Source organism: Burkholderia sp. AU27893 (assembly GCF_002223205.1).
GTDB lineage: Bacteria > Pseudomonadota > Gammaproteobacteria > Burkholderiales > Burkholderiaceae > Burkholderia.
On sequence record NZ_NKFD01000005.1, the window covers coordinates 1,035,847 to 1,059,743 of the forward strand.

Here is a 23,897-nt window from a genome sequence, read left to right on the forward strand (position 1 = left end):
GCTTCAGCCTTGATCGTCGCCGGGCCACCAGGTCTTGGCCTCGCGGTCGACGGCGAGTGCGGCGAGATCCTTGCCTTCGAGCCATTTCGGGCGCGGGCCGCGGCCCGACCATGAGCGGCCGGTCGTCGGATCGTAGTACTTGGCAGGTGCCTTGCGTTTTCGCTGGACGATGTAACCGAGCGCGCTCAGCACTTCCTGCTGCGAAATTCCCAAAAGCTCGACCTGTTCCTTGAATGCCGCGAGCGCGGCCTGCTTCTCCTTCTGCTTCGCATCCGACAGCTTGATGTTCAGGTCCCGAAGTTGTGCTTCGAGTTCCTGCAGGGCCTGGGTCATGTATTCATCCTCTTTGGGCATGTTTTCGCAAAAAGCTCCGATGGCGGAACCTACCACGAAGTTCCGCCGACGGGGGCTGTCAAATGGGTGCATCGATTGCCTGAGCCGGCATGGCTTGCGCGATACGCACTAAACGACGCCGCGCGTCAATCGATGAGACAGGACCGGCCGGCAACGCGCAGCCCGCCGTGTAAGAAGGCACGGCGAACGGCTGCGACAAGTAAGCGCCGCACCATGGCACTGGCGCGGCATGGCGCGAATGATAGCAGTGCTCGGCGTCGTATTACAGAAGGCGTCGATGCGGATACGTCCGATTACAGGCCGATGTCGCCGGCGTCCCATGCGATCCGGTCGAACAGCGCGCGCAGCTTCGCGCCGCGCGCCGCGTTCAGCGCGGCCGCATGCGCGACGCGCCCGGCGAGATGCGCGCGGAAATCCGGATGCGCATCGCGATTCTGCGACGCGGGGCCGCTGCGGATGCAGTTGGTCAGGATGGCTTTCAGGAGATCGAACTCATCGCGCGCCAGGTTCGGATGACGATTGACGACCACGCCGGCCAGTTGTTGCCGCATGCCGCGCCGCATCACGCGGGTTTTGCGCAGTTGCAGCGCAAAGCCTTCCTCGAGCGCGATTGCGGCGACCCGGACCTGCAGCCGTTCGACGTCACGCGCCAGCGTGCCGCCGCCGGAGAAGGCGAGATCGTCGGCATAGCGCGTGTAGGTTGCGCCGAGCGAACGCGCGAGCGCGGCGAGCCGCATGTCGAACCGGAACGCGCTCAGGTTCGCCAGCGCCGGCGACGTCGGCGCGCCCTGCGGCAGATGGCGCTCTCGATAACGCTGGCGGCCGATCCAGTCGAACCGGTCGCGCAGGTCCGGCGCGAGCAGCCGGGCGGACGGCACGCGGTTGGTGCACAGCCCGGTGAGCGTGCGCGCGACTTCGGCCGGATACCCGAGCGTGACGAACAGCGCGTGCACGCGGGCGGCGCGTATCGATACGAAGAAATCCGCGAGGTCGAAACGGACGACGACATCGCGATCCGCATGGGGCGCCGCGAACGACACGATCCCGTGCCCCTTGCGAAAGCCGTGTACCGCGCCGTGCGGCGCGATGCGATCGAGCAGCCCGTGCAGGATGCGGCGCTGCGCTTCGCGCAGCCGGCCTTTCGGGATTTCGACGAGGCGGCAGCCGCCGCTGCGCTTGTCGTGCGCGACGTACGTGTAGTGATGCAACGGCGTGGCGCTGCTGCGCGCGTCGACGCGCCAGTGGTCGGACAGCCAGTCGAGCGCCGACGCACTCACGCCGAGCCAGTCGGCAAGATCGCCGGGCGTCGCCCATTGCGGCACGTCGCAGCCGGCGAGCGGCGCCGGCAATGGCCGCTGGACGGGGGGACGCCGGACGACGCGGATCACGGACGGCCGATCCTCGCGATACCAGGCGCGCACGAACGCGGCCGCATCGGCCAGCACCGCCGCAAGCACGTCGATGCCGACGTCGTCCCAGTTCGCGCCGAAGCGGGCGAGCGCGGCGTCCGCGCATTCGTGCGCCCACGGCTGCGCGCCGCCGAGCACGGCAGCCATCCGCGCGAGGACGCCGTCGCGCTCGGGCGTCCCGGCGAGCATCGCCTCGGCAATCGTGCGGGTGGTATCGCGCAGGGATGAATGCATGGAGAAAGATGGGCGGGACGATGAGCCAACGTGACTGGTGCTGCGAGGGGAGGCGTTACGCCACGCGCAACCCGGCCCCTTGCGACGCATCGGGGTGTCAATCTCATCCACGGGGTAGCCCCGTAGTCCTGGAACATCGGCTGCCTGTTCCGGGCGTGTGCTTGACCCACCGGCCCGCGATACGACTTTAATGGCCGCGAACGCGGCGTGTCAAACCGGCGCCGCCGCGGCGCGCCGGATCGCGGCGAACGACCTACGCGTGCCGGGAAAACAGTTCGCGGTACGCGATCGGCGCGACGCCGACGCCGGCCATGTTGTTCAGCATCGTGGCCCAGGTCGCGTTGTCGACGCTGACCGGAAACGATCGCACGCGGTTGGCGAGCAGCCAGAAGGTGCGCGTCATGCCGTTGCTCATCGCGACTTCGTACCCGCTTCCCTCGAGCCAGTAACCGACCGGCGGCAGCGCCACCGGTTCGAGGCGGCCGGCCCGGAACGCGGCGGCGGCCGACGCGTACTTGCTGTCGAGCGGCATGACGCGGCGCGGCACGCAGTCCTGCGAATTCGGTTGCGGAAACGCCGGGCTTGTGCCGAGCCACAGGCCGTAGAACTTCTGCGCGTCGAGATGCACGACGAAGCGCTCCGTTTCGGCGGGCGTCGCCGCCATGTAGCAGTCGGCTTGGCCGGGAACGACGACGCGCCACGTCGCGCGCTGCGCGCTCAGGTCGACCAGCTCGCTCGGCAGCGGCCGCGGCTGGATGGAAGACGGTCGACCCGCTTCGCGCAGGTCGCGCGCGCGATCGAGTCCGATACGAAGACGTGTCAGCATGGGCCCTCTCTTTCTCTCGTGCTTTGTTCGAATGTGTCAGGGGCGGGCGATTACATCGTCACGTGTTTGCAATCCGTGGGCCCGGTGTCCTGGCGCTCCCGGTGTGTTCGGGAACTGGCGCAGTGTAGCGTCTTTCCGGGTCGGCGCGATTCAACTCGGCCGGCGCCGACTGCAGCATCGACGGATGTGCGCCGCGCAGTTCGCGCACCGGACGAACCATACGTCCGAACGCTCGACCCCTCATGAACGCCCATGCGCTTTGCCTGCCATGCCCGTCACACCATCAACCCGCGAATCAATATTCGCCGCCGATTATTTGAATATCGAAACAATCAAAAACAAAAACAACAGCCCGAAGAATTCAGGAAAATAAAATTCAAACAAAAAATTATCGAATTTGATTAACGATAAATTAATACGATTGGCGCCCTCAAAATCAAATAAATAGTCTGTGTTGTGCGCCGCAACACCGTGATTCAAAGATCAACGAGATACGGAGGCGCAGCACGAATCGCTTCATTCGTGCTTGGTCGCAAAGTTTCCACCTTGTCTGGCCACCGTTGATTTCCCGGCATTTGTGAATCAGCAATCCGGAAAGGCATATCCGTCTTTCCGGGCGTGACCGATATCGTCAAATCGCTTTATATCATTCAATACCAAAGGAAAGTCATGAAGAAGATTGCAACCGTGCTGTTTTCAGCACTGCTGCTCACCTCCACGTGCGCGTCCGCGCAGGCGCTTTGCAAAGCCGGCAAGATCGACAAGCTCGAAACCGACGCCACCGGCAACCTGCTGGTGACCATTAACGACGGCATCTATTCGTTCAACGCGAAGGAAGTTTATCCAATTATTTACCAGGTGTATTCGGAGAACAGAAACCTGTTTATCTACGGCAATAATTGTGCGAATGGCTCGCCGGCAACCCGCTTTGCCATTCGCTAATCGACGTTAATCGCTCGACGATCATCAATACGTGGAGCCCGGGGCTGGATTGACATTCCGAATCCGGCGCCATCGCGGGCCGGGGTGTCGGCGCTGCGCGTCATGACAGCGGCATGCCCGCGGCCCGCCCCACTCCCGTTCCGGTATCCATGGAGTAGCCGCGCTTGCCGCGACGAGCCGAACGTTGTCGGGTATTTTTCATCACGACCACCGCCGGCGCCCGCCAGGGCAGCGCCGACCCGACGAACGCAGCAAGCCTGCGATCGCTGGAAACTACCGCAGAAACGGCGCCAGCGCTTCGGAAGCTTCTGAGAACCGCTGCTCGAGAAAGTCGAGCAATGCGCGCACGCGTGGCGCCATATAAGGCGTTCGTTGAAACAGCGCGTTCACCGGCACGTCAGGGCAGCGCCATTCCTGCAGGAGCAACTTGAGCCGCCCGGCCTGAAGATCGGCGCCGATGTCCCAGATGGATTTCATGGCCACTCCGCGCCCCTCGATCGCCCATTCGCGGGCAAGCGAACCATCGTTGGTCTGACGCGAACGGTCGAGCGGCGCGGTGAACGACGCGGTTTCCCCGTCGCGCGCGAAACGCCAGTTGTTCGCCGCGCCGGCCGCCGAAGAAAGGACGATGCATCGATGCTCACGCAAATCGTCGGGATGGTTCGGCATCCCGTGCTCGGCGATGTAGTCGGGCGACGCGCAAAGCGCGCGGCGATTGTCGGCCATGCGCTTGGCGACCATCGAGCTGTCCGCCGGCACGCCGAACCGGATCGCGAGATCGATATCGTCCTGCAGCAGGTGCGACAGCGAATCCGAGAGCACGAGCGTCAGCGTGACGTTCGGATGACGTTCGTTGAATGCGTCGAGCCATCGACGCAGCACGGTGCGCCCGAAATCGGAGGTGGCCGATACGCGCAACGCCCCGCTCACCGATGCACGCCCGGCCTGCAACGCCGCGCGCGCATCGTCCAGCGTTTGCAGCGCATGCTGGCAATGGACGAGATACAGACGACCTTCGTCCGTGAGGCGCAGCTTGCGGGTCGAACGCTCGAACAGCTGCGTGTGGAGTTCTCCCTCGAGCTTGACGAGCCGGGCGCTCGCCGCTGCGGGGGACAGTCCGAGCTTTCTGCCGGCCGCAGAAAGACTGCCCTGGCTTGCTGCTTCGACGAAAAGGCGAATGTCACCGAGATTGTCCATGGTCGCGTCGCGCGAAAGGAATGTTGGGTTGTGCCGCGCGATGCGCCGCGCGGACCGGGCATGGTAACGCGATGCGGACGGACGAGGAAAAGGCCGATCGGCAGGATCGGCCCCCACCCGCTTACCTGGCGACCAAGCCGAGCTGTTGCAGGAACGTCAGGTTGTCTTCGAGATGCCAGTTGTCAGTGATCTTGCCGTCACGAATGCGATAGATGTCCGTGGCGATGAAGTCGACCACCTGCCCCTTGCCCTGCACGCCGTTGAAGATGCCGGTGAAGTGACCTGTGAAGTGCAGATGGGTGACGACGCGATCGCCGGCGACGATCATCTGTTCGACGTCGGCGTGGACGTCCGGCACGGCGCGATGGAAGCCTTGCGATGCAGCCAGCGGCCCGGCGATGCCCTGCGGCCGACCGGCGGGCAAGGTGCGGTCCGTGAAATCGGCCGCCAGCGCCTCGCGGGCCTGGGCCTCGTCGCCCGTGCTCCAGAAGGTATCGTAAAGGCGTGCCGCGCGGATCTGTTGCTCGGCCTGCTGCTTCGAGAGGCTCTTGTCGACGATCAGCGTTTTCGGCTGCACGAGATCGTCGCCGGTCGCGGCGACGGCAGGCAACGCGGCAGCAGCGGCGGCGGCGGCGGCCAGCGCGATGCGGGAAACGGCGGAAAGGACGGTGCGGGTTTTCATGACGTGCTCCTTGAGTGAGTACTCGATGCTCGATGAACGGATTGGATCCGACAGTGGTGCGACTTGGGTCATTCAGGCTGGGAAGCGGGCGGTGCGATTCGCTTGTGCGGTCTCGCGTCGATCAAGCCGGGACGCGAAAGCGGTCACCGCAATCGCCATCAGCGTCACGGCGGCGGCCACGAGCGTGCCGCTGCGCAGGTGGGCATTGGCGAGAAATTCGGGGAACCGTGCGAGGCCTGCGCCAGGCGCGGCCACTTCGGCGAGCGCTTCACCGTGATTGATGCGGAAGCGGGACTCGATGGCTCGCGCGACCGTTCGCCCGTGTTCGACGAACTCGAGCGGCCGGTCGCGGCCCGTGGTCGGCGTGCGAAACGCAATGACGCGATGCGTCCGCAAATCATCAACCGCACGAATCGTCGGATTGGCCACCAGGTCATCCGGATGCGCGCACAGGGTCAGCGCCGCTTCGCCGCTTCTCCGATACGACGGGCGACAAGTGAAGAGGCGTCGAGCGCCTTCGCACGATCGAACCGGTGCGAAGGCGCTCGGGCAGCCCGCTAGATCGTCTCGCTTTCGCGTACCGTAATCGGGCTTTGCAGTACGAACCGCGCAATGTCGTCCTTGCGCATGAACGCAACGCCCGGATGGCTCTTCGCATAACGCAGGAACGCATCCCATGCGCGCGTCATCTGCGGCGTGCCGCTGATACGGTCATGCGCGCTGATCGACATCATGCGCCGACGCGTTCCCGCTTCTTCGTACAGCTGATCAAAATCGAACTTGATCTGTTCTAGGAACTTGTCCGGCGAGTAATTGCGCCCCTCCACCAGCAGGATGTCGTTGTTGCGCAGCGTGTACGGAATCACGACGAAATCCTTGCCGTTGACCTTTTCGATGAACGGCTCGTCGCGGCTCGTATCGTCGATGTGATAGACGTAGCCCAGCTCCTGCAGCAGCGACAGCGTGTTCGGCCCGCGTCGCAGCCAGTTCGCGTTGTAGCCGATCGGACGTTGGCCCGTCACCTCCTCCACCATCGATCGCGCCTGGATCAGAAACTCGCGTTCCTGCGGTCGCGACATCGCGTACTGCGAGTTCCACGTCGGCCCATGGCCCGACGCTTCGTGGCCGCGCGCCACGATTTCGCGCGCCACCTGCGGATGCCGCTTCGCCGCCTCGCCGATCATGTGACTCGTCACCTTCACGTCGTGACGGTCCCATAGATCCAACATGCGGGGAATGCCTTCGCGATACCCGTACGCAAACCACGCCTGCGCGGCAAGATCGGCGGGCACGCTCGCCGGGAAATCGACTTTCGGAAACGGGTTGTCGGCACCCTTCGGCGGCTGTCCACCCGCCTCGAACTGCATCGAGATCGAAATGACCAGCCGTGCACCGTTCGGCCAGAATTCACCCTGTACGGGCGCGGCTACCGCGGTCGATCGGGGGCTGCCCGTTTGCGCACCGGCCTGGGCGGATTGAAGCATCGCACCGACGGCAAACGCGCCCGCGCCGGCTCCGGCCTTGGCCAGGAACGAACGGCGCGTCAGTTGATCGGGCGCCTGCCCGGCCGGATCACGATCCACGTGATCGACTTGAATTGCCATGGACAATCTCCTCATGACGCGCAAGCGCGTCGCTCGCACCGCAACGCGATGCATGATGACGAATGAACGGGTATGGAATGTCACGCAGATATGTGCGCGTTCAACCCATTGTCGGAAAGCGGCCCCGCTTTGAAAATGGGGCTTGAAATGAATAAACTTTCAATCCAGACCAAAAAATCGGTGTCCCGTCCGGATACGGCATGTCCGCTCGGCCTGCTGCGCTTCAATGCGCCGATACCCTTCGGTAAATGACGGTGAGCGCCGGCAGCAACGTCGGCGCCGTCTCATCGTGATGGCAATCCCTCAACCATCCGAACACGATCAGTCTCGCAAAACCGATCAGTTATCCGAATCAATTGATCGTCGCGATCCCCGCCACCTCGGCCGCGCCGGTCAATCGCATGGTCGGCAGGTGCCAAAACAGCGGCAATCGGTGCGATCGACACGTACGCACGATCGCTCGTCATGCCGACGATATCGGCGCTGCTCGCGCGACACCCGCAGTAATACGTGTCCGTTCAGGAACTTCCGGCTGCGGCGATCGACCAGGTCCTCAACCGACCCGGCCGCTACGCGATCGCACCGCCACCGTCGACCAGCACCGTCGAGCCGGTCGCGTACGGGGTCGACGCGAGGTAGAGCACGGCGTTCGCAACGTCCTCGGGTTGACCGACACGGCCGGCCGGCAGGCGCGCCGCGGCGCCTTCGTACATCCTGTCCCGCGCCTGCGCATCGAGCTTCGACCAGAGCGGCGTCGCGATCAGGCCCGGGGATACCGTATTCACTCGCACGGGCGACAGCTCGAGCGCAAGCCCCCGCGCCAGCGATTCTAGCGCCGCGTTGATCGCGCCTTGCAGGACCGAGGTCTTGCTCGGCCGCACGCTCAGGAAGCCCGACACGAACGTCAGCGACCCGCCCTGCCGAATGCGTACGGCCCGCGCGACGCGATAGGCTCCCCAGAACTTGCTGTCCATCGCCGCGTAAGCATCGGCGAGCGAGAGACCACGCACCGGCCCCGTGGGTGTCTGCGCGGCCGACACGACAACGTGGTCGAATTCGCCCGCCGAATCGAAAAATGCACGTACGCTCGTGTCGTCGGTCGTGTCCATCACACCGGTTCGCACGCCGTGACCGATCCTCGCTGCGCTCGCCGCCAGTTTGGCCGCGTCGCGCGACGCGATCGTCACGTGTGCGCCGCCCGCCGCAAAGGCCCGCGCGGCCGCTTCGCCGATCCCGGAACTTCCGCCGACCACCAGCACGTTTTGTCCATTGAATTGCATCGTTCGCTTCCTCCGATCAAAAGCGTGTTCCCAAGCATGAAGCCGTGCCCGTCGCACGCGTCAAATGTGCTGAATACCGCTTGCGGCCGAGGATCGTCGGCCGCTCGCGCCGAATCGCCGCTGTCGCCGGCGAAGCCGCCAAACACCATGTGTCTCGCGAGACGATTCGGCAGATCCGGTCATCCGTTAGCAATCCCGGGCTGCTCATCGGCCGCGAGCGTCGTCACGAATTCGACGGAAACCCCCGGCGCAATGGACACGAACAACTGAAGCTCATTGGACAACGGTACTTCGCTCAGCGAGTAGTCGATCCGACTGCCGGATAGTCGATCGATCAACGTCGCCCATTCGCGGTGTGTGTCGACGCGAAGCGCAATGTGATCGATGCGCGGCGTGCTACGGCCTGCGTGCGCAGGTAGCGTCGCGCGCGTGACATGAATCATCGGGCGGCCATCGAGGTACAACCAGTAGCCATTCACCCTGAACGGCGGTCGAGGCCCGGTATCGAGACCGACGACCTCATCGAAAAAGCGGCGTGTACCGTCAATGTCATCGGTGACGATGGTGGCGTGGTCGAAATGCATGCTTCGTGTCCATGCGGGAAAGCCTGGTATGCATTCTGTTGCACGTGGATCGGTCTTGATAATTGGCGTCGCCATTGAATGATCTTCAATGGCGACGAGAAGATGGAGGCCGCTCGATGCCTGGGATCTCGGTTTCGCCGCACGCCAGCGGATTCACGAGACACGATCTCGCCGCGACGCCATGGGCGCACGACTTCGGCAATGCCGCGAACGGCATTCATGGCGCGGCCGTCGCAATGGGCGCACGTGTGCGGCCCGCGAGCGGCGCCCGACCCTACAGCACCTGCAGCACCTACAGCCCCTGCGGCGCATCGCGCAGCACGGCGCGCAGCGCGGTATCGAACGGCGTCGCGTGGTCGATCCCGGCGGCGCGCACGCGCGATGCGTCCAGGTGGCAGTCATATGGGCGCGGTGTCGCGTCGGTCGGCTGGTCGATTCGCTTGAGCGCGGCGTCGATGCCGAGCGCGGCCGCGATCCGCTGCGCGATGTCGTACTTCGTCATCGGCTCCTCGCCCGACCAGTGGCGGAGGCCCGTGATCGACGCACCCGCGAGATGGCGCAGCGTCAGGTCGCGGATGACGTCCGCGACATCCGGGGTATACGTCGGGTAACGGATCGCCCATGCGTCCATGCCGACAGCTTCGGCGCCTGGCTGCGCAGACGCGACGATCGCCGGCACGAGGCTCGTGACGGCCGATTCGCTCCAGTCGACGATCGGGCCGAACAGCAGCGGCAGGCGCAGCACGCACGACAGCGGCGACGCGGCGAGCAGGGCCGCCTCGCCTTCCAGCTTCGTGCGGCCGTAAATGTTCAGCGGGTTCGGTGCGGCGTCCTCGCGGTACGGGGCCGCCTTGCCGTCGAACACGTAGTCGGTGGAGATGCCGAGCGTCCATGCGCCGTAGCGCGCGGCGAGCGCACCGATACGGGCCTGGGCCGTGACGTTGATGGCGCGTGCGGCTGCGGGATCGCGTTCGCAGACATCCGGTCGGCGCTCGGCCGCGCAGATGATCACGGCGGCCGGTCGGCAAGTGGCGAAGAGGTGTTCGAGGGCCGGCTCGTCGAGGACGTCGAGTTCGGCGAGGTTTTCCGGGGGCAGCGCCAGGCGTTTGGCGCCCGCGCTTTGCGGGTTCCGGATGCTCGCGATGAGGTTCAGCGACGATTCACGCGCCAGCGATGGGGCAACCGCGCGGCCGAGGAGGCCGGCGGCACCGATGAGGAGGACGGTCGGGAGGTCAGTCGACGAGGTCGGATTTGGCATGGGCGGTCATTCGGATGACTGGGAAGTGCACGAGGTCGCGTTCGACGCTCGCGCTCGGGTCGCGGGGAGCATAGCCGAGTATGACAGCCGCTACATCGTGGCGACAGATCGGCAACCCCGCGACGAGCCCGCGTCACGTGAATCACGCGCGCCGCCGGCGGCCGGCGCTCGGCACGGCGCGCCCGTCCACCGGGATGACGCCCGTCCTGCCGACGACGTCGACACGCCGCGCCGCCGCCCCTGCACGCGGGCAATCCGCGGCGCCGCCCCCTCACGCACCTCGCCCAAAAGCAAAGCCCGGTGCGCTCGCACGCACCGGGCCGTCACCTCTGCGCAAAACCGCGCCCCGCGTTACTTCCGGTCGAGCGAATACCGCCCCGGCCCGGTCAGTGCGAGCAACAGCAGCCCGCCGATGATGCTCACGTTCTTGTAGAAATTGATCATCGCCATGTATTGCTCCATCCCCTGCAGCGCCCAGTAGCGATGGCCGATCAACGCGGTCGCGAGCGTATAGGCGGCGAACACCAGTGCGAGCGGACGCGTATAGAAGCCGACCGCGATCAGCAGGCCACCGGCCAGCTCGACCGCCACCGCGATCGCGGCCGCCAGCTCGGGCGCCGGGTTCCCCGTCGACGCCATGTACGCGACTGTACCCGAGAAGCCGCTCAGCTTCTGCCAGCCGAACAGCACGAACAGGATCATCAACAGCACGCGAGCCGCCAGCAGCAGCTCGTCCTTCTTCGATTCCAGCGAAACGTAACGCATGACAATCACCCTTGAATTGACGGTTTGATGCGTCCGGTGCCGATACGCGCCAATCGGCGCGCCAGGTCGGCAACGAACCACTCCTCGCACGATCGGACAGCAAGCCGGCTGGCCCGCCGCCGAAGAATCCGCCTGGTCACGCCGCTCCCGGCGCGCTCCGGATCGGTTCTGGCGAAGCACGGATGCAGTCTACTGTCTCCCAACGAATCATCAATCCGTCAAAACAAGATTCGCTATCACCATCAAGTGGACAATCGGGCGTAACAAGGCCGCGAGGCAGCAGCCATGAATCCGATCAAATGAATCTGCCCTTACGTTTCAAGGACATGAAAACTGCCCATTCAGCTCCGGCATCCGTATCCAGTCGACATTGAAGCGCCAACTAGTGATAACCGGCCGCATCGGAGTATCTCGATCGCGAGTCGACGAAACTTTATGTGCAAAAACCTGCCATCAGTGAATGAATTTTCAAACTCGACTTTCTTTCCAATCTGCGAAGCCCCCTTCGGGGCAAAGACGTCTGGCCTGGAAATGCGTATTGGCAAACGAAAACGTTTCTCGGGCAAGCAGGTGGATGTCGTCCGCGGAGGATGCCGTCCTGTGGACAGGGATTCCAGCCCGATAGCGGCCGGGAAGCACACCTTCCTCGCACTATCGATCGATCCGGTGTTTAGCCGAGCAAGCGAAAAAGGCCAATCAAACATTCACGCTCCCCGCAAGTTCTAAATTGCAGCAAAAAACCCTTAATAAATACAATAAAAACGATACGCCGTTAACGGCAAAAAATCGCAAACCTTTAACCCACTCCACCACCGCATTTCCGCCCACAATTTTCCCAACAATCATTACAAAAAATTACTAATTAATACAGATTTAAATATACGATAGCGCACGTCCTTACGTTTTCCCGACATTCCCCTGACGCCCGGAACGCGTCACTCCGGGCGCGGCCCGCACGCGCATCGACGCAGGCCGTCGACAGCCGCTCGTCACGGGAACGCTTTTCAACCAGAGACCCCCATGGCAACGAACATGTCCGTGAACAGCAGCGCGAACCCGAACAGCCTGTTGCAACAGGCGGCGCAATCGATCATCAACGGCTCGACCGGCAATGGGTCGATGGATGTCGGCTTGCTCGTCACGACGATGGTGAACGCGAAGACGGCCGGCCGGGCCGCGGCGCTCGCCGCGTCGCAGCAGACCGGCACCACGCAGATTTCCGCATTCGGCGCGCTGTCGTCCGCGTTGGGCGCGCTCGAAGCGAGCCTCGCCACGCTGGCGAATGGCGCGCTGCAGTCGACGTTCACCGCGGTCGCGAGCGGCAAGGGCCTGACCGCGACGCCGAGTGCAGGCGCGGTTGCCGGCACCTACACGATCGGCGTCACGCAGATCGCGACCGCGCAGTCGCTGGCTTCGTCGGGCGTCGACGGGAAGAAGGCGCTCGGCACCGGCACCCTAACGCTGTCGTTCGGCAACCAGTCGTTCAAAGTCGACGTCAACGGCACGAACAACACGCTGTCAGGCATCGCGGCCGCGATCAACTCCGCAGCGAAAAACCCGGGAATCAGCGCGACGGTCATCAACGGCACCGACGGCGCACACCTCGTGCTCGCGTCGTCGAAAACGGGCTCGGCGAGCACGATCAGCGTCGCGGTCGGCAACGTGGCCAACGACAACGGCCTGTCGAACCTCGGCGTCACGTCGACGGCCGATACGACGGGCGGCCCGTCGAAGATCGACTCGGCGAACGGCGCGGCCGCTTGGCGGCAAAGCGCCGTCGCGCAGGATGCGAAGTTCACGGTCAGCGGCATCGCGTCGACCAGCGCGAGCAACACGGTGTCGGGCGTGCTGAACGGCGTCACGCTGAACTTGTCGGCGGCCGCGGTCAGCGCAACCGATACGCAGACGCTGACGGTCAGCCCCGACACGAAGTCGCAGGCAGCCACGATCACGAATTTCGTGAACCAGTACAACGCCGTCGTCAAGACGATGGGCGCGCTGTCGAGCTACACGCCAGGCGCGAGCGCGCAGGGCGCGCTGATCGGCGATTCGACGCTGCACACGATCCGCAACGCGCTCGCGTCGACCATCGCGCGCGGCGTTCCCAACAAGAACGGCGACGGGCACACGAACCTGGCGGCAATCGGCGTCTCACTCGAGAAGGACGGCACGCTGAGGGCCGACAGCGCGAAGCTCGACAGTGCGCTGAACAACAACCCGTCGGGGGTCGCGCACCTGTTCAACGCGACGAACGGGGTCGGCAAGCAACTGACCGACCAGATCGCGACCTTCACGAAGCCGGGCGGGATGATCGACCTGCGCACGAACGCGCTGGGCGCCGACCTGAAGCGCGTCACGCAGCAACAGACGAATCTGGCCGACTACGCCGCGCAACTGACCAAGCAGTACCAGGCGCAGTTCACGGCACTCAACGCGCTGATGGCCAAGATGAACTCGAACACGCAGTACCTGACGCGGCTGTTCGGTGGCGCCAACAGCAGCGGCACGCTGGCGAACAAGTGACGCGCATCCGGGCCGATCGACGATCGTGGCGGCGGCCGCCGGTCAATGGATCGACCGGCTCGCGCCGCCGCGCACGGTGTCCCGCGTGGAAGCCTCACTCACGCACGCCCGGCAGTGCGCGAGCATGCGCCGGGCTCGGTTCCCCATCTCGCACCGTCAACCTCGGCCGCCCGCGCGCGCACGATTACGCGGCGATCCTCCGCCGGAAATGCTCGGTCCCGGCCACGATCTTGTCGAGCACCGCATCGAGCGCCCAGAACCGCTCACGCACGTCGTAGTCGATCACGCGGCAACGGATCGACGCGAAGGTGCCGATTCGCTGGTGATAGAGCTTCGCGAGCGCCGGGTACCCCAGCGCCTCCGACACCGCCGACACGACGAGGAACGTCGACAGCTCGTCGGCCAGCGCCGGATTCGACGCCCCTTGCGTGCGCAACCATCGGTACAGGTCCGGATGGAAGTTGGTGAACACGCCGTTGAAGCCGGCGGACCCCGCCTTCATCGCGTCCCACGCAATCGCGGCGTTCGCGTTGAGGATCTTCAGCGGCGAGCCCTCGGCAAGCGCGACGCGCCGCTTCACCGTCTCCAGGTCGCAGCTCACATCCTTGAGCATCACGAAGCGGCCCGTGTCGATGCACGCACGCAGTTCGTCATCCGACAGCAGCCGCCGGTAAGGCGCCGGGCACTCGTACAGCCCGAGCGGCAGATCCGACGGCAAGCGCGCGAGCAGCCGGTGCAGGTGGTCGAGCAGCGCCGCGCTGCCCTTGCGCTGCGGATCGAGCCGGTTGGTCACGAGCACGACGCCCTGCGCGCCCGATTCGGCCGCCGCGCACAGCTCCTCGGCCTGCGCGTCGAGATCGTCGCTGATGTGCCCGGACGCGACGACCGGCACGCGCCCGGCCACCCGCTCGACCACGAAGCGCGCGAGTGCCGCGCGTTCGGCCAGGCTCAGGAACTGCATCTCGCTCGACTGCGCGACCGCGAACAACGCATCGGCGCCGTGCGCCAGGTACCACTCGATGAGCCGCTCGAGCCCGGCGTAGTCGATCGCGCCGGCGTCGTCGAACGGCGTCAGCATCACCGGGACGATGCCCTCGATGGTCACGTTCGATTGCTGCGGGTGTTGCATCTGTTTCTCCTTGCTTCAGTGAAAGCGTGGCGCATGTCGCGTGCTCAGGCCGGCAACGGCCCGGGCGCGGCGTTCGCGGCCTGCTCGGGAATCGGCTTGCGCACCAGCAGCAGGTACGCCATCGCGCCCGCGAACGCGATCGCCGCCGCCGCCAGCAGCGCCGGCACGAACGACCACTTCTGCGCGATGATGCCCGTCAGGATCGGCGCGAGCGCGCCGCCGATGAAACCGCCGAAATTCTGGATCGCGCCGAGCGACGCGATGCGGCTCGGCGGCGCGGCCGCCGTCGCGAGCGCCCACGAACAGGCCGACGCCGCGTTGGCGAGAAAGATCACGACCGAAATGCAGGCGAGCGCCACCGTGTTGCTCTGCACGAGCGCGGCGGGAATCGTGAACGCGACCATCCCGAGCATCGCGACCACCACCGCATTGCGCCGGCTCACGACCGGCGAACGGCTGCGGCGCGTGACCAGGTCCGACAACCAGCCGGCCAGCAGCGAGCCGACGAACCCGCACAGGAACGGCACCGACGCGGCAAAGCCGGTGCGGATCAGGCTCATGTGCCGCTCCATCGTCAGATAGCCCGGCAGCCAGGTCAGGTACACCCAGTTCAGGTACACGGAACCGAAATAGCCGATCAGCATCCCCCAGGTCGTGCCGTGCGAGAACAGGCCGCGCCATTCGGCGAACGTCAGTTTCGGCGCCGCGACCGTGCTTTGCGCGTCGGCGTCGAGGTAGTTGCGCTCGGTGGCGGTCAGTTGCGCGCGCACCGGATCGCGATACAGCGCGAACCAGACGACGGCGACGACGAGACCGGCTGCGCCCGTCGCAATGAACGCCCAGCGCCAGTCGAACGACGCGACGAGAATCGACAGCAGCAACGGCGCGAGCGCGGTGCCGAGCGGCGACGCGGCGTTGAAGATGCCGGTCGGCGTGCCGCGTGCGCGCAGCGGGAACCAGTTGCTCACCACCCGCGCGGCCGACGGGAACTGCGGCGCCTCGCCGATACCGAGCACGATGCGCGCGACGATGAACCAGCCGAAGGTCGATACGATGCCGCCCGCCGCTTGCGCGATCGACCACACGATCAGGCCGATCCCGAGCAGCCGGCGCGGCCCGATGCGGTCGACCAGCCCGCCGACCGGGAACTGGCACAGCGCGTAGCTCCACGAGAAGGCCGACAGCAGCAGCCCCATCTGCGCGAGCGACAGCCCGAGATCAGCGCGGATCGCCGAGCTTGCAACGGCCAGCGTGCCGCGATCGAGGTAGTTGACGATGCCGCTCACCATCAACAGCGCGAGCGCGATGCGTTGCCCGCGCCGGATACGCGGCGGGGCGGGCGGAACGGTCGGGGTTTCGTTCATTGCGGTTGTCTCCATGTCAGTGATATCGGCCGGTTCCGGCCTGTCCGTCTGATGCGGAATTCAAGGTTCCAGGCATGCCACTTCGTCGCGCGTCGGAATCGAGGTCTGCGCGCCGTGGCGCGTCACGCTGATCGCGGCGGCGCGCTGGCCGAAGCCGATCGCGTCGTCCATCGCCGCGCCGCCCGCGCGAGCGGCCGCGAACCCGCCGACGAAGGTGTCGCCGGCCGCGGTCGTATCGACGGCGACCACCGACATCGCCCGCAGGCGGCCGTTGCCTGCACCGCCGCGCCAGCACACGCCGCGCGCGCCGAGCGTGACCAGCACGTTGCCCACGCCCTTCGCGCGCAGCGCATCGGCGGCGCGCACGGCGGACGCATCGTCGCCGACGGCGATGCCGGTCAGCGACTCGGCTTCGGTTTCGTTGACGACGAGGTAGTCGACCCGTGCGAGCAGCGCGTCGAACAGCCGCTGCGCGGGCGCGGGATTGAGCAGCACCGGCGTGCGGTGTGCCGACGCGCAGGCAATGGCGCGCGCCACGGTGGCGACCGGCACTTCGAGCTGGCTCACGAGCATCGCCGCCCCGGCGATCGTTTCGCTCGCCGCATCGATCCGGCCGGCATCGAGGCGCGCATTCGCGCCGGGCACGACGACGATGCTGTTCGCGCCGCCTTCGTCGACCGTGATCGTGGCCACCCCGGTCGCGGTGCCGGCGATCCGGTCGAGGTGCGTCACGTCGATGCCCTCTGCCGACAGCGCGTCGTGCAGGCGCGCGCCGAACGCGTCGTCGCCGACGCAGCCGATCATCGCGACCGACGCGCCCAGGCGCGCAGCCGCGACCGCCTGGTTCGCGCCCTTGCCGCCATGGACGGTCTGGAAATCGGTGCCGAGCAGCGTCTCGCCCGGCACCGGCAGGCGCGGCGCACGTGTGACGAGGTCGATGTTGACGCTGCCGACGACGGCGATGCGCGGGGAAGGGGTGTCTCTCATTTCCGAATGTAACCGCTTACATTTGCGACGGACAAAAAGGCCGGAATGGCCGTCGTCGATGAAAATTTCACGATATGGATAGAATATGCGTCTGACATAATACGGAAGCACGTCAAGATAGCGCTTACATTCTCACAGGGTCGAGCGAGAATGCAAGCGGCGCCACCACGAACCGAGGGTAAACAATGACGCATTCGACAACGCACCGCGCCGGCACCGCCGCCACGCCGGGAGCCGGCCGATGAGCTCGCCTCCGTCCCGCGCCGGCGCGCCCCGCGCGCGCCGCGGCAGCGGCCGCTCGGTGCTCGGCGATGTCGCGAAGCTGGCCGGCGTGTCGACCGCGACCGTTTCGCGCGTGTACAACGATCCCGGCAAGGTGTCGGCCGACGTGCAGCAGCGCGTGCGCGACGCGGCGCGCGCGCTGAACTGGATTCCGAATGCGGCGGGCCGCGCGCTCGCGTCCACGCGCACCCACATCACGGGCGCGATCATTCCGACGCTCGACGACCAGGTGTTCGCCTCGCAGGTCGCGGGCATGCAGACGGTCATGGCCGAGCATGGCATCACGCTGTTCCTCGGCTGCTCGAACTACGATCCCGCGCAGGCGCTGGACCAGGTGCGCGCGATGCTGTCGCGCGGCGTGGAAGCCGTGTCGCTCGTCGGCGAAGCGTATCCGCCGGAATTGTTCGAACTGCTTGCGATGCACCGCGTGCCGTACGTCGTCACTTATGCGTATCGCGACGACAGCCCGCACTGCTGCATCGGTTTCGACAACCGCGCGGCGTTCGCGCAGCTCACCACCCACCTGCTCGACCTCGGCCACCGCGATTTCGCGATCATCATGCAGCCGTCCGCCGACAACGACCGTGTGCAGGCGCGCCTGCGCGGCATTCACGACACGCTGGCCGCGCGCGGGCTCGCGGTGCGGCCCGTCCATCAGCACGAAGGCGCGGCCACGATCGCGTTCGGGCGGGCGAGCCTGCGCGCGATCGCCGACAGCGACGCGGCCACCCGCCCGACCGCCGTGATCTGCGGCAACGACGCGCTCGCGCTGGGCGCGTTGCTCGAGGCGCAGGCGCTCGGCATCGACGTGCCCGCGCAATTGTCGATCACCGGCTTCGACGACATCGCGCTCGCGCGCGAGATCCAGCCGCCGCTGACGACGATGTGGGTCGACACCCATGCGATCGGGCGCCAGGCCGCGCAGGCGTTGCTCGACGCGCTCGAGAACGGCGCACCGGGGCCGGGGCACGCGGTGCTGCCGGAGTTGCGCACGCGGGAATCGGCTGCGCCGCCGGCGCAGGTTCGGGCAGGACGTAAAAAATAAATACGCGCCGGGCAGCTTCGGCTGCCCGTCCCGCCCGTCACTGCATCACGTCGACCGGCAGCGTCTTGTCGAGATTGTCATGCCACGCCTGGATGGTCTTCGGCACGTTTTTCTTCCACGCCGGCACGTTCGTGTAATAGCGCATCCGGACGTTGTTCTTCGCGTCGAACACGAGCAGGCCGATCCACAGGTCGTTACCACGGCGCATCACGATCGCGGCATTCGTCGTCGCGATGCCGCGCACCCAGTACGACGCCACATGCGCGCTCAGCCCGTCGAGATCCCTCTCGTCGGCGCTGTAATTGACGTTGTCGACGAGCGTCTGGTAGTCGGCGCCGAGCAGCTTGTGCGCGGCCGCGTTCTGCGTCGCGTCGTCGACGACCTTGAGGCTCAGCAGGTCGGCCGCCGGTTTGGCCTGGAACTGCGAAGCGGTCACATACTGGCCGCCATAGACAACACCCGAGCCCGCACCGCAATCGACATCCGCGCCGTGTTGCGTGACGCCGATGCGCCCGCCCTTCCGTTCGAAATCGAGCCGGCATTTGTCGTTGCGATAGGTGCCGCTGTCGCCGTGCAGCACGATGTCGCCGTCGAGCCCGCCCGTATTCGCGCCGTTGTTGCCGCTCAGCTCGAAATGCAGGCGCGGCGCCGTGCCGGTGAACGTCAGCACGCCGCCGAACGACGGGTTGTCGCTCGTCATGTACCACGTCTGCTGCCAGCGGTCGGCGGCCAGCGGCTTGCCGTTCAAGCTCGCGAGCCGTTCGCGGTAGCGATCGCCGAGGCACTGCGCGTCGCCGCCGCACCGGTCGCGCTGCTTGAGCCACTTCAGCTGCGCGGCTTTCAGCGCGGCCGTATCGCCGCCTTTTGCGAGCGCCTGCTTCCACGCCGTCGCCAGGTCGCCGTCGAGCTTCGACAGCGCGGCATCCGCGCAGATTGCCTTCTCGGTGGACGAAGCGGCCCTCGCGCAGTCGAAGCCGGCGGCATGCGCGGCAAGCGGCAGCAGGGTCAGCAACGCGGCGGCCGCGACGGATCGCAGGTGCGTGTGCCGCACGGCACGGGCGGAAATCGCGGCTTGCCCGCGCGCATTCTTTTGATTGTGGAGGGTCATCGGCTTGGCTCGTCGCAGGATCGCGCGCCTGTAGAAGCTACCTGCACGCGGCATTCGAGGTAAAAACGTCCGGCCCGGCATGCGGCGCATGCCGTTGCTCGCCGAAGCCTAACCCGAATGCGCGGCGCCGATCAATCGATGGTCGATGTCAGCGCAACCGTTCCCGTGGCCGCGCCGCATTGCACGATGCCGGCGCGCAATGCGGCTTCCACTGCGGCATCGATGAACCCGATGAACACCATCACGCCATCTTCTTCGTGCGCGGCCGGCCCTTCGTCTTCCATCGACGAGAACCGGATGCGCCGCGCGGCGACCTGGCACACGCGCGTGGCGACCGTGCCCTGCGCATCGACCACGCGCACGATGCCCTTCGCGCGCAGGATCGTGCGCGGCAACGCCTTCAGCCACGCACGCAGCCGCGCCTTTTCGAGCACGTCCGGCGCGGCAACGGTAACGCTCGCGAACGCCGGCATCGCGTCATGTCGGATCGCCCGGTGCGAACGCGCGAAACCCGCCGGCATCGCGCCACGATCGGGCACGGCCGCGTCGAACAGCAGCGCGAGCGGAATCTCGCCATGGCGCGCGGCGACGACGATGTCGGTCGGCGCACATGCGCGCACGTCGTCGAGTACCGCGTCGCGCCGTTCCGGCGCAACGCAGTCGAGCTTGGTCACGGCGATCGCGCCCGCACCGTCGAGCTGGCGCTGCGCCATCGCGCCGACGAGCGGATCGGCGAGCGTGTCGCGCCACGCGAGCGCATCGGCGACGACGAGCACCGACGTCAGCCGGAACGCACCGTTCAGCAGCCCGATCTGCGCGATCTTCGCGGGATCGGCCACGCCGCTCGCTTCGACGAGCAGCAGGTCGGGCCGCGCGTCGCGCGTCGCGACGCGCGTCAGCGCATCGACGAGCGCGCCGCCGATCGTGCAGCAGATGCAGCCGTTGTCGAGTTCGATCACGTCGTCGCCGCGCGCCCGAACGAGGCGCGCATCGATGTTCACCGCGCCGAAATCGTTGACGAGCACCACGACGCACCGGCCATGCGGCGCCTGCAGGATCGCGTTGACGACCGTCGTCTTGCCCGCGCCGAGATAGCCGCCGATCACCGCGAGGTCGATCGGCGCGGGCGCAGCCGCAACGGGCACGACGGCGTCGCCTGGCGCACTCATCGCGGCGACCGGAACACGCGCCCGCCGAGCACGGTGCCCCACACGGCGAGCGCCTTCAAGCGTGCGGGCGCACAGACCGAGGGATCATCGTCGAGCACCGCGAAATCCGCGAACTTGCCGATCTCGATGCTGCCGACGAGATGGTCCATCCGCAACGTATAGGCCGCGCCGAGCGTGATCGCATGCAGCGCGTCGTCGACTGAAATCCGCTCGCCTTCACCGAGCACGCGCCCGGACGCCGTCTCGCGCTGCACCGCGCACCATGCGGTGAACAGCGGATTGAGCGGCGTGATCGGCGCATCCGAATGCAAGGCGAACGGAATGCCGAGCCGCTGCGCGGAGCCGGCCGCATCCATCCGGTTCGCGCGATCGGGGCCGATGGTCTGGCCGTAATGCGCGTCTCCCCAGTAGTACAGATGATTCGCGAAGAAGTTCACGCACATCCCGAGCGCGCGTACGCGCTTCAACTGCGCGGCATCGGCCATCTGGCAATGCTGCAGCGTATGACGATGATCGGGACGCGGATGGCGCGCGAGCAGCGTCGCCATCGCGTCGAGCACGACGTCGGTCGCTTCGTCGCCGTTGGTATGCACGTGCAGTTGCAGCCCCGCGCGATGAAACGGCTCGAACACGTCGACGAGCTGGGCGGGCGGAATCAGCCACAACCCGTTCGGCTGGCCGCCCGCGTAACCGGGCCAACGCACGCGCGCGGTGAAGCCCTGGATCGAGCCGTCGACGATGAACTTCACCGGCCCGAAATGCAGCTTGTCGGTATTGCGCTCGATCTCCGCCATCACGCTGTCGGCCGAGCGCGCCGGATTGCGCTGCGGCGCGAACGCCGGCACGATCCGCACCGGATAATCGGGATCGGCGGTGACCTCGCGCAACGTGCGGTTGCCGTCGGCCGACAGGTCGTTGACGAGATCGGTGGCCGTCGTCACGCCCGCAAGCTGCGCGACGCGCCCGAAATTCCAGACGGCGTGCGGCTTCTCGCTGGCGGAAATCGCGAGCTTGCCGCCGATCGTCTGATACACCGGCAGCATCGCCGCGAACTCCTGCAGCTCGCCGGTCGGACGGCCGTCGGCATCGCGCGTCACGCCGTCGATGTCGGTGTCCTCGTCGATGCCCGCGCGCGCGAGCATCGCGCCGTTCACGTTCATCAGGTGCACGCTCGCATGCAGGATCGCGATCGGCCGCTGCGCCGATACGCGGTCGAGTTCGTGCGCGGTCAGCCGCGCGGTGCCGAAGAAGATCGGATCGAAGCCCCACGCGAGCAGCGGCCCGTCGTCGGTCATCGCGCGCTCGGCTTCCGCGAGCCGTGCGAGCACCGCGTCGAGCGAGCGCAGCCCCGGCCACAGCGTGCCGTCGGGGCCGCGCCGGTCGTAGTAGCCGACGTACACGGCGTCCCACATCGCGCCTTCCATCAGGTGGCAATGCCCTTCGACGAGCCCCGGCATCAGCACCTTGTCGCGCAGCGTGTCGTCGGTCGTGCACGCGCCGAACCGCGCGTGCCACGTGGCCGCGTCGGCGGCGTCACCGACCGCGAGGATGCGGCCGTCACGCACGGCGACGTGCGTGGCCGACGGCTGCGCCGGATTCATCGTCAGGATGCGGCGCGCGGTGAACACCGTCACGGCTGCGGCCGGGGTTGCGGATGCTGGCATGTGTCACTGCTCTCCTTGCGGCGGACCGCCGATGGGTCAGGAAACGGCGTATTGCTTCACGGGACGGCCATGCAGCATCGCATGCACGGCCGCGACGACGAGCACGTTGACGACGAGGCACACGAGGCCGAGGTTGATGCCGCCGAAGTCGACATGGAGCACGTAGAAGATCATCGCGAGCACCTGGCCGCAGATCATCCCGGCCCCGACCGCGACCGGCCGCACGCGGCGCCCCGCGAGCAGGATCAGCACGCCCGGCAGGAACTGCGTGACGCCGTAGTACGTGGTGTTGATCAGCGTGAGCATCAGGTTCGGCGTGAGCATCGTGGTCGCGATCGACAGCAGCAGGTAGCCGACGATCACGTATTTCGCCGCACGCTTCTGGCGCGATTCCGGCAGGTTCGGCATCAGGTTGCGCGTGACGATCGGCCCGATCGCGAGGCAGATGCCGGCCAGCACGAGCAGCCCCGACAGCGCGGCGCCGGCCGCGACGAGGCCGATCAGCCAGCCCGGCAGCAGGTGCGTGACGGCGGCGAAGAACGCGTCATTCGGCGACGCGAGCGTCAGGTTCGCGGTGATCGCGTAGTACGACGCGATCACGAGGAACGGATACATCAGCATGTACAGCGGCATCACGACCTGCGTGCGCCGGATCGCGTCCGGCCCGCGCGCGGTGAAGAAATTCTGCGCGGCGAACGGCATCAGGTAGAAGCCGAGCGACTGGAACAGCATCGTGCTCATCGAGAAGCGCAGCTGCGATCCGCTCATCGTGTTGCTGACCTGCCGGCTCGCAGCGTCGAACACCGGATGCACGCCGCCCACCTGCCATGCGACGGCCACGCCCGTCACGACGATCGCGAGCAGCATCAGGATGTCCTTCAGGATTGCGATATACGCCGACGCGCGCACGCCGGAGATCGCGATATAGGTGAACGCGAGCGCCGCGCATACGAGGATCAGGTACAGCGGCTCGACGTGCCAGCCGAGCCCCTTGAGCGCCGCGACGAGCCCGGTGAACTGCAGCTGCCCCCACGGGATCAGGAACAGGATCGATGCGCACGCAACGGCAAGCTCGAGCCCGCGGCTGCGGTAGTGGCCCTTGAACAAGTCGGGCAGCGTGATCGCGTTGTGACGCTTGCCGGCCTCCCAGATCTTCGGGCCGACGAAATAGCCGATCGGGTAGGCGAGCAGGATGTAGCCGAGGAACCACACGCCGTAGGTCGGCCCTTTCGCGTAGATGCCGCCGGGGAAGCCGACCATCGTGCCGATGCTGTAGATCTCGCCGGCGGTCAGGAAGAACACGAGCGCCGTGCCGAACTGGCGCGACGCGACGAAGAAGTCATGCACGCTCTGCTTGCCGCGGCCGCGGCCGGATCGGATGGCGAGATAGAGCGACAGCGCGATCAGCGCGGCGAAGACGACCGTGGACATGCGCACCTCTGCGAAGGAAAGGAATGCGTAGGGTTCACCGGAAAGCGCGGGCGGCCGGCG

Annotated in this window: 21 protein-coding genes and 1 pseudogene; 4 read left to right on the forward strand and 18 right to left on the reverse strand. The window is 66.4% G+C overall.

The window, feature by feature from the left end; all coding sequences use genetic code 11:
* Window positions 1-3 precede the first annotated feature (3 nt).
* The 3 genes from CFB47_RS36865 to CFB47_RS36880 all read right to left on the reverse strand — a co-directional run bounded on the left by CFB47_RS36865 (window position 4) and on the right by CFB47_RS36880 (window position 2,823).
* Entirely contained in the window at window positions 4-333 is a 330-nt protein-coding gene (locus tag CFB47_RS36865; RefSeq protein WP_039355204.1) for an H-NS family nucleoid-associated regulatory protein, read from the reverse strand.
* 314 nt (window positions 334-647) lie between these two features.
* Window positions 648-1,997, reverse strand: a complete 1,350-nt coding sequence (locus CFB47_RS36875) for a reverse transcriptase family protein (protein ID WP_089464196.1) — start codon at window positions 1,995-1,997, stop codon at window positions 648-650.
* A 253-nt stretch (window positions 1,998-2,250) separates the two neighbouring features.
* Window positions 2,251-2,823: an Osa protein gene (locus CFB47_RS36880; RefSeq protein WP_089464197.1), complete on the reverse strand. Its 573-nt coding sequence runs from the start codon at window positions 2,821-2,823 to the stop codon at window positions 2,251-2,253.
* Window positions 2,824-3,492: 669 nt separating this feature from the next.
* Here CFB47_RS36880 and CFB47_RS36885 point away from each other — a divergent pair.
* Entirely contained in the window at window positions 3,493-3,765 is a 273-nt protein-coding gene (locus CFB47_RS36885) for a hypothetical protein (RefSeq protein WP_089464198.1), read from the forward strand.
* Window positions 3,766-4,038: 273 nt separating this feature from the next.
* Here CFB47_RS36885 and CFB47_RS36890 read toward each other — a convergent pair whose 3' ends face one another.
* The 4 genes and pseudogenes from CFB47_RS36890 to CFB47_RS36905 form a co-directional block, all read right to left on the reverse strand.
* The gene (locus CFB47_RS36890; protein ID WP_089459622.1) at window positions 4,039-4,962 is read right to left on the reverse strand and encodes a LysR family transcriptional regulator; all 924 of its coding nucleotides are present in this window, start codon (window positions 4,960-4,962) and stop codon (window positions 4,039-4,041) included.
* 121 nt (window positions 4,963-5,083) lie between these two features.
* Entirely contained in the window at window positions 5,084-5,644 is a 561-nt protein-coding gene (locus tag CFB47_RS36895; protein ID WP_089464199.1) for an ester cyclase, read from the reverse strand.
* 72 nt (window positions 5,645-5,716) lie between these two features.
* Window positions 5,717-6,112 (reverse strand): annotated as a pseudogene (locus tag CFB47_RS41415) (LysR substrate-binding domain-containing protein); the annotation flags it as partial.
* An 89-nt stretch (window positions 6,113-6,201) separates the two neighbouring features.
* The gene (locus CFB47_RS36905) at window positions 6,202-7,248 is read right to left on the reverse strand and encodes a polysaccharide deacetylase family protein (RefSeq protein ID WP_089464201.1); all 1,047 of its coding nucleotides are present in this window, start codon (window positions 7,246-7,248) and stop codon (window positions 6,202-6,204) included.
* Between the two features lie 72 nt (window positions 7,249-7,320).
* On the opposite strand from CFB47_RS36905, the gene CFB47_RS40945 reads away from it, so the two are divergent.
* A complete protein-coding gene (locus tag CFB47_RS40945; protein ID WP_143330919.1) occupies window positions 7,321-7,500 on the forward strand; it encodes a hypothetical protein in 180 nt (59 codons plus the stop codon).
* Window positions 7,501-7,817: 317 nt separating this feature from the next.
* On the opposite strand, the gene CFB47_RS36910 is transcribed toward CFB47_RS40945, so the two are convergent.
* The 4 genes from CFB47_RS36910 to CFB47_RS36925 form a co-directional block, all read right to left on the reverse strand.
* Complete coding sequence (locus tag CFB47_RS36910; protein WP_089464202.1) at window positions 7,818-8,528, reverse strand: SDR family oxidoreductase; 711 nt, start codon at window positions 8,526-8,528, stop codon at window positions 7,818-7,820.
* Window positions 8,529-8,707: 179 nt separating this feature from the next.
* A complete protein-coding gene (locus tag CFB47_RS36915) occupies window positions 8,708-9,112 on the reverse strand; it encodes an extradiol dioxygenase (RefSeq protein WP_089464203.1) in 405 nt (134 codons plus the stop codon).
* Window positions 9,113-9,404: 292 nt separating this feature from the next.
* Window positions 9,405-10,370: an SDR family oxidoreductase gene (locus CFB47_RS36920; protein ID WP_089464204.1), complete on the reverse strand. Its 966-nt coding sequence runs from the start codon at window positions 10,368-10,370 to the stop codon at window positions 9,405-9,407.
* A gap of 351 nt (window positions 10,371-10,721) precedes the next feature.
* A complete protein-coding gene (locus CFB47_RS36925; protein ID WP_089444519.1) occupies window positions 10,722-11,135 on the reverse strand; it encodes a DoxX family protein in 414 nt (137 codons plus the stop codon).
* A 1,020-nt stretch (window positions 11,136-12,155) separates the two neighbouring features.
* On the opposite strand from CFB47_RS36925, the gene fliD reads away from it, so the two are divergent.
* Window positions 12,156-13,658 carry a flagellar filament capping protein FliD gene (gene fliD, locus CFB47_RS36930; RefSeq protein WP_089464205.1) on the forward strand — a complete coding sequence of 501 codons (1,503 nt, stop codon included), beginning with the start codon at window positions 12,156-12,158 and terminating at the stop codon, window positions 13,656-13,658.
* A 184-nt stretch (window positions 13,659-13,842) separates the two neighbouring features.
* Here fliD and CFB47_RS36935 read toward each other — a convergent pair whose 3' ends face one another.
* Genes CFB47_RS36935 through rbsK form a run of 3 tightly spaced genes read right to left on the reverse strand, consistent with a single transcriptional unit; the run spans window position 13,843 to window position 17,138 of the window.
* Window positions 13,843-14,787: a dihydrodipicolinate synthase family protein gene (locus CFB47_RS36935; protein WP_089464206.1), complete on the reverse strand. Its 945-nt coding sequence runs from the start codon at window positions 14,785-14,787 to the stop codon at window positions 13,843-13,845.
* A 44-nt stretch (window positions 14,788-14,831) separates the two neighbouring features.
* Window positions 14,832-16,151, reverse strand: coding sequence for an MFS transporter (locus CFB47_RS36940; protein WP_089459631.1), 1,320 nt, complete (start codon window positions 16,149-16,151; stop codon window positions 14,832-14,834).
* 60 nt (window positions 16,152-16,211) lie between these two features.
* On the reverse strand, window positions 16,212-17,138 hold the full coding sequence (gene rbsK, locus CFB47_RS36945; protein ID WP_089464207.1) for a ribokinase: 927 nt from the start codon (window positions 17,136-17,138) through the stop codon (window positions 16,212-16,214).
* A 241-nt stretch (window positions 17,139-17,379) separates the two neighbouring features.
* On the opposite strand from rbsK, the gene CFB47_RS36950 reads away from it, so the two are divergent.
* On the forward strand, window positions 17,380-18,465 hold the full coding sequence (locus tag CFB47_RS36950) for a LacI family DNA-binding transcriptional regulator (RefSeq protein ID WP_089464208.1): 1,086 nt from the start codon (window positions 17,380-17,382) through the stop codon (window positions 18,463-18,465).
* A gap of 37 nt (window positions 18,466-18,502) precedes the next feature.
* Here CFB47_RS36950 and CFB47_RS36955 read toward each other — a convergent pair whose 3' ends face one another.
* The 4 genes from CFB47_RS36955 to CFB47_RS36970 all read right to left on the reverse strand — a co-directional run bounded on the left by CFB47_RS36955 (window position 18,503) and on the right by CFB47_RS36970 (window position 23,837).
* Window positions 18,503-19,573 (reverse strand): lysozyme inhibitor LprI family protein, encoded by a 1,071-nt coding sequence (locus tag CFB47_RS36955; protein WP_256946842.1) that lies wholly within the window; start codon window positions 19,571-19,573, stop codon window positions 18,503-18,505.
* A gap of 131 nt (window positions 19,574-19,704) precedes the next feature.
* Window positions 19,705-20,742: a GTP-binding protein gene (locus tag CFB47_RS36960; RefSeq protein WP_089464209.1), complete on the reverse strand. Its 1,038-nt coding sequence runs from the start codon at window positions 20,740-20,742 to the stop codon at window positions 19,705-19,707.
* Entirely contained in the window at window positions 20,739-22,406 is a 1,668-nt protein-coding gene (locus CFB47_RS36965; protein ID WP_089464210.1) for an amidohydrolase, read from the reverse strand. Before CFB47_RS36965 ends, CFB47_RS36960 begins: the two co-directional genes overlap by 4 nt.
* A 36-nt stretch (window positions 22,407-22,442) precedes the next feature.
* Window positions 22,443-23,837 (reverse strand): sodium:solute symporter, encoded by a 1,395-nt coding sequence (locus tag CFB47_RS36970; RefSeq protein ID WP_089464211.1) that lies wholly within the window; start codon window positions 23,835-23,837, stop codon window positions 22,443-22,445.
* Window positions 23,838-23,897 lie beyond the last annotated feature (60 nt).

Bases quoted from the DNA above. Each gene is read 5' to 3' on its own strand.
- CFB47_RS36890 (WP_089459622.1), bottom strand. From the start codon at position 4,962: ATGGACAATCTCGGTGACATTCGCCTTTTCGTCGAAGCAGCAAGCCAG.
- CFB47_RS40945 (WP_143330919.1), top strand. From the start codon at position 7,321: ATGGAATGTCACGCAGATATGTGCGCGTTCAACCCATTGTCGGAAAGC.
- CFB47_RS36875 (WP_089464196.1), bottom strand. From the start codon at position 1,997: ATGCATTCATCCCTGCGCGATACCACCCGCACGATTGCCGAGGCGATG.
- CFB47_RS36910 (WP_089464202.1), bottom strand. From the start codon at position 8,528: ATGCAATTCAATGGACAAAACGTGCTGGTGGTCGGCGGAAGTTCCGGG.
- CFB47_RS36925 (WP_089444519.1), bottom strand. From the start codon at position 11,135: ATGCGTTACGTTTCGCTGGAATCGAAGAAGGACGAGCTGCTGCTGGCG.
- CFB47_RS36885 (WP_089464198.1), top strand. From the start codon at position 3,493: ATGAAGAAGATTGCAACCGTGCTGTTTTCAGCACTGCTGCTCACCTCC.
- CFB47_RS36895 (WP_089464199.1), bottom strand. From the start codon at position 5,644: ATGAAAACCCGCACCGTCCTTTCCGCCGTTTCCCGCATCGCGCTGGCC.
- CFB47_RS36940 (WP_089459631.1), bottom strand. From the start codon at position 16,151: ATGAACGAAACCCCGACCGTTCCGCCCGCCCCGCCGCGTATCCGGCGC.
- CFB47_RS36965 (WP_089464210.1), bottom strand. From the start codon at position 22,406: ATGCCAGCATCCGCAACCCCGGCCGCAGCCGTGACGGTGTTCACCGCG.
- CFB47_RS36955 (WP_256946842.1), bottom strand. From the start codon at position 19,573: ATGACCCTCCACAATCAAAAGAATGCGCGCGGGCAAGCCGCGATTTCC.
- CFB47_RS36960 (WP_089464209.1), bottom strand. From the start codon at position 20,742: ATGAGTGCGCCAGGCGACGCCGTCGTGCCCGTTGCGGCTGCGCCCGCG.
- CFB47_RS36915 (WP_089464203.1), bottom strand. From the start codon at position 9,112: ATGCATTTCGACCACGCCACCATCGTCACCGATGACATTGACGGTACA.
- rbsK (WP_089464207.1), bottom strand. From the start codon at position 17,138: ATGAGAGACACCCCTTCCCCGCGCATCGCCGTCGTCGGCAGCGTCAAC.
- fliD (WP_089464205.1), top strand. From the start codon at position 12,156: ATGGCAACGAACATGTCCGTGAACAGCAGCGCGAACCCGAACAGCCTG.
- CFB47_RS36905 (WP_089464201.1), bottom strand. From the start codon at position 7,248: ATGGCAATTCAAGTCGATCACGTGGATCGTGATCCGGCCGGGCAGGCG.
- CFB47_RS36950 (WP_089464208.1), top strand. From the start codon at position 17,380: ATGAGCTCGCCTCCGTCCCGCGCCGGCGCGCCCCGCGCGCGCCGCGGC.
- CFB47_RS36970 (WP_089464211.1), bottom strand. From the start codon at position 23,837: ATGTCCACGGTCGTCTTCGCCGCGCTGATCGCGCTGTCGCTCTATCTC.
- CFB47_RS36935 (WP_089464206.1), bottom strand. From the start codon at position 14,787: ATGCAACACCCGCAGCAATCGAACGTGACCATCGAGGGCATCGTCCCG.
- CFB47_RS36920 (WP_089464204.1), bottom strand. From the start codon at position 10,370: ATGCCAAATCCGACCTCGTCGACTGACCTCCCGACCGTCCTCCTCATC.
- CFB47_RS36865 (WP_039355204.1), bottom strand. From the start codon at position 333: ATGACCCAGGCCCTGCAGGAACTCGAAGCACAACTTCGGGACCTGAAC.
- CFB47_RS36880 (WP_089464197.1), bottom strand. From the start codon at position 2,823: ATGCTGACACGTCTTCGTATCGGACTCGATCGCGCGCGCGACCTGCGC.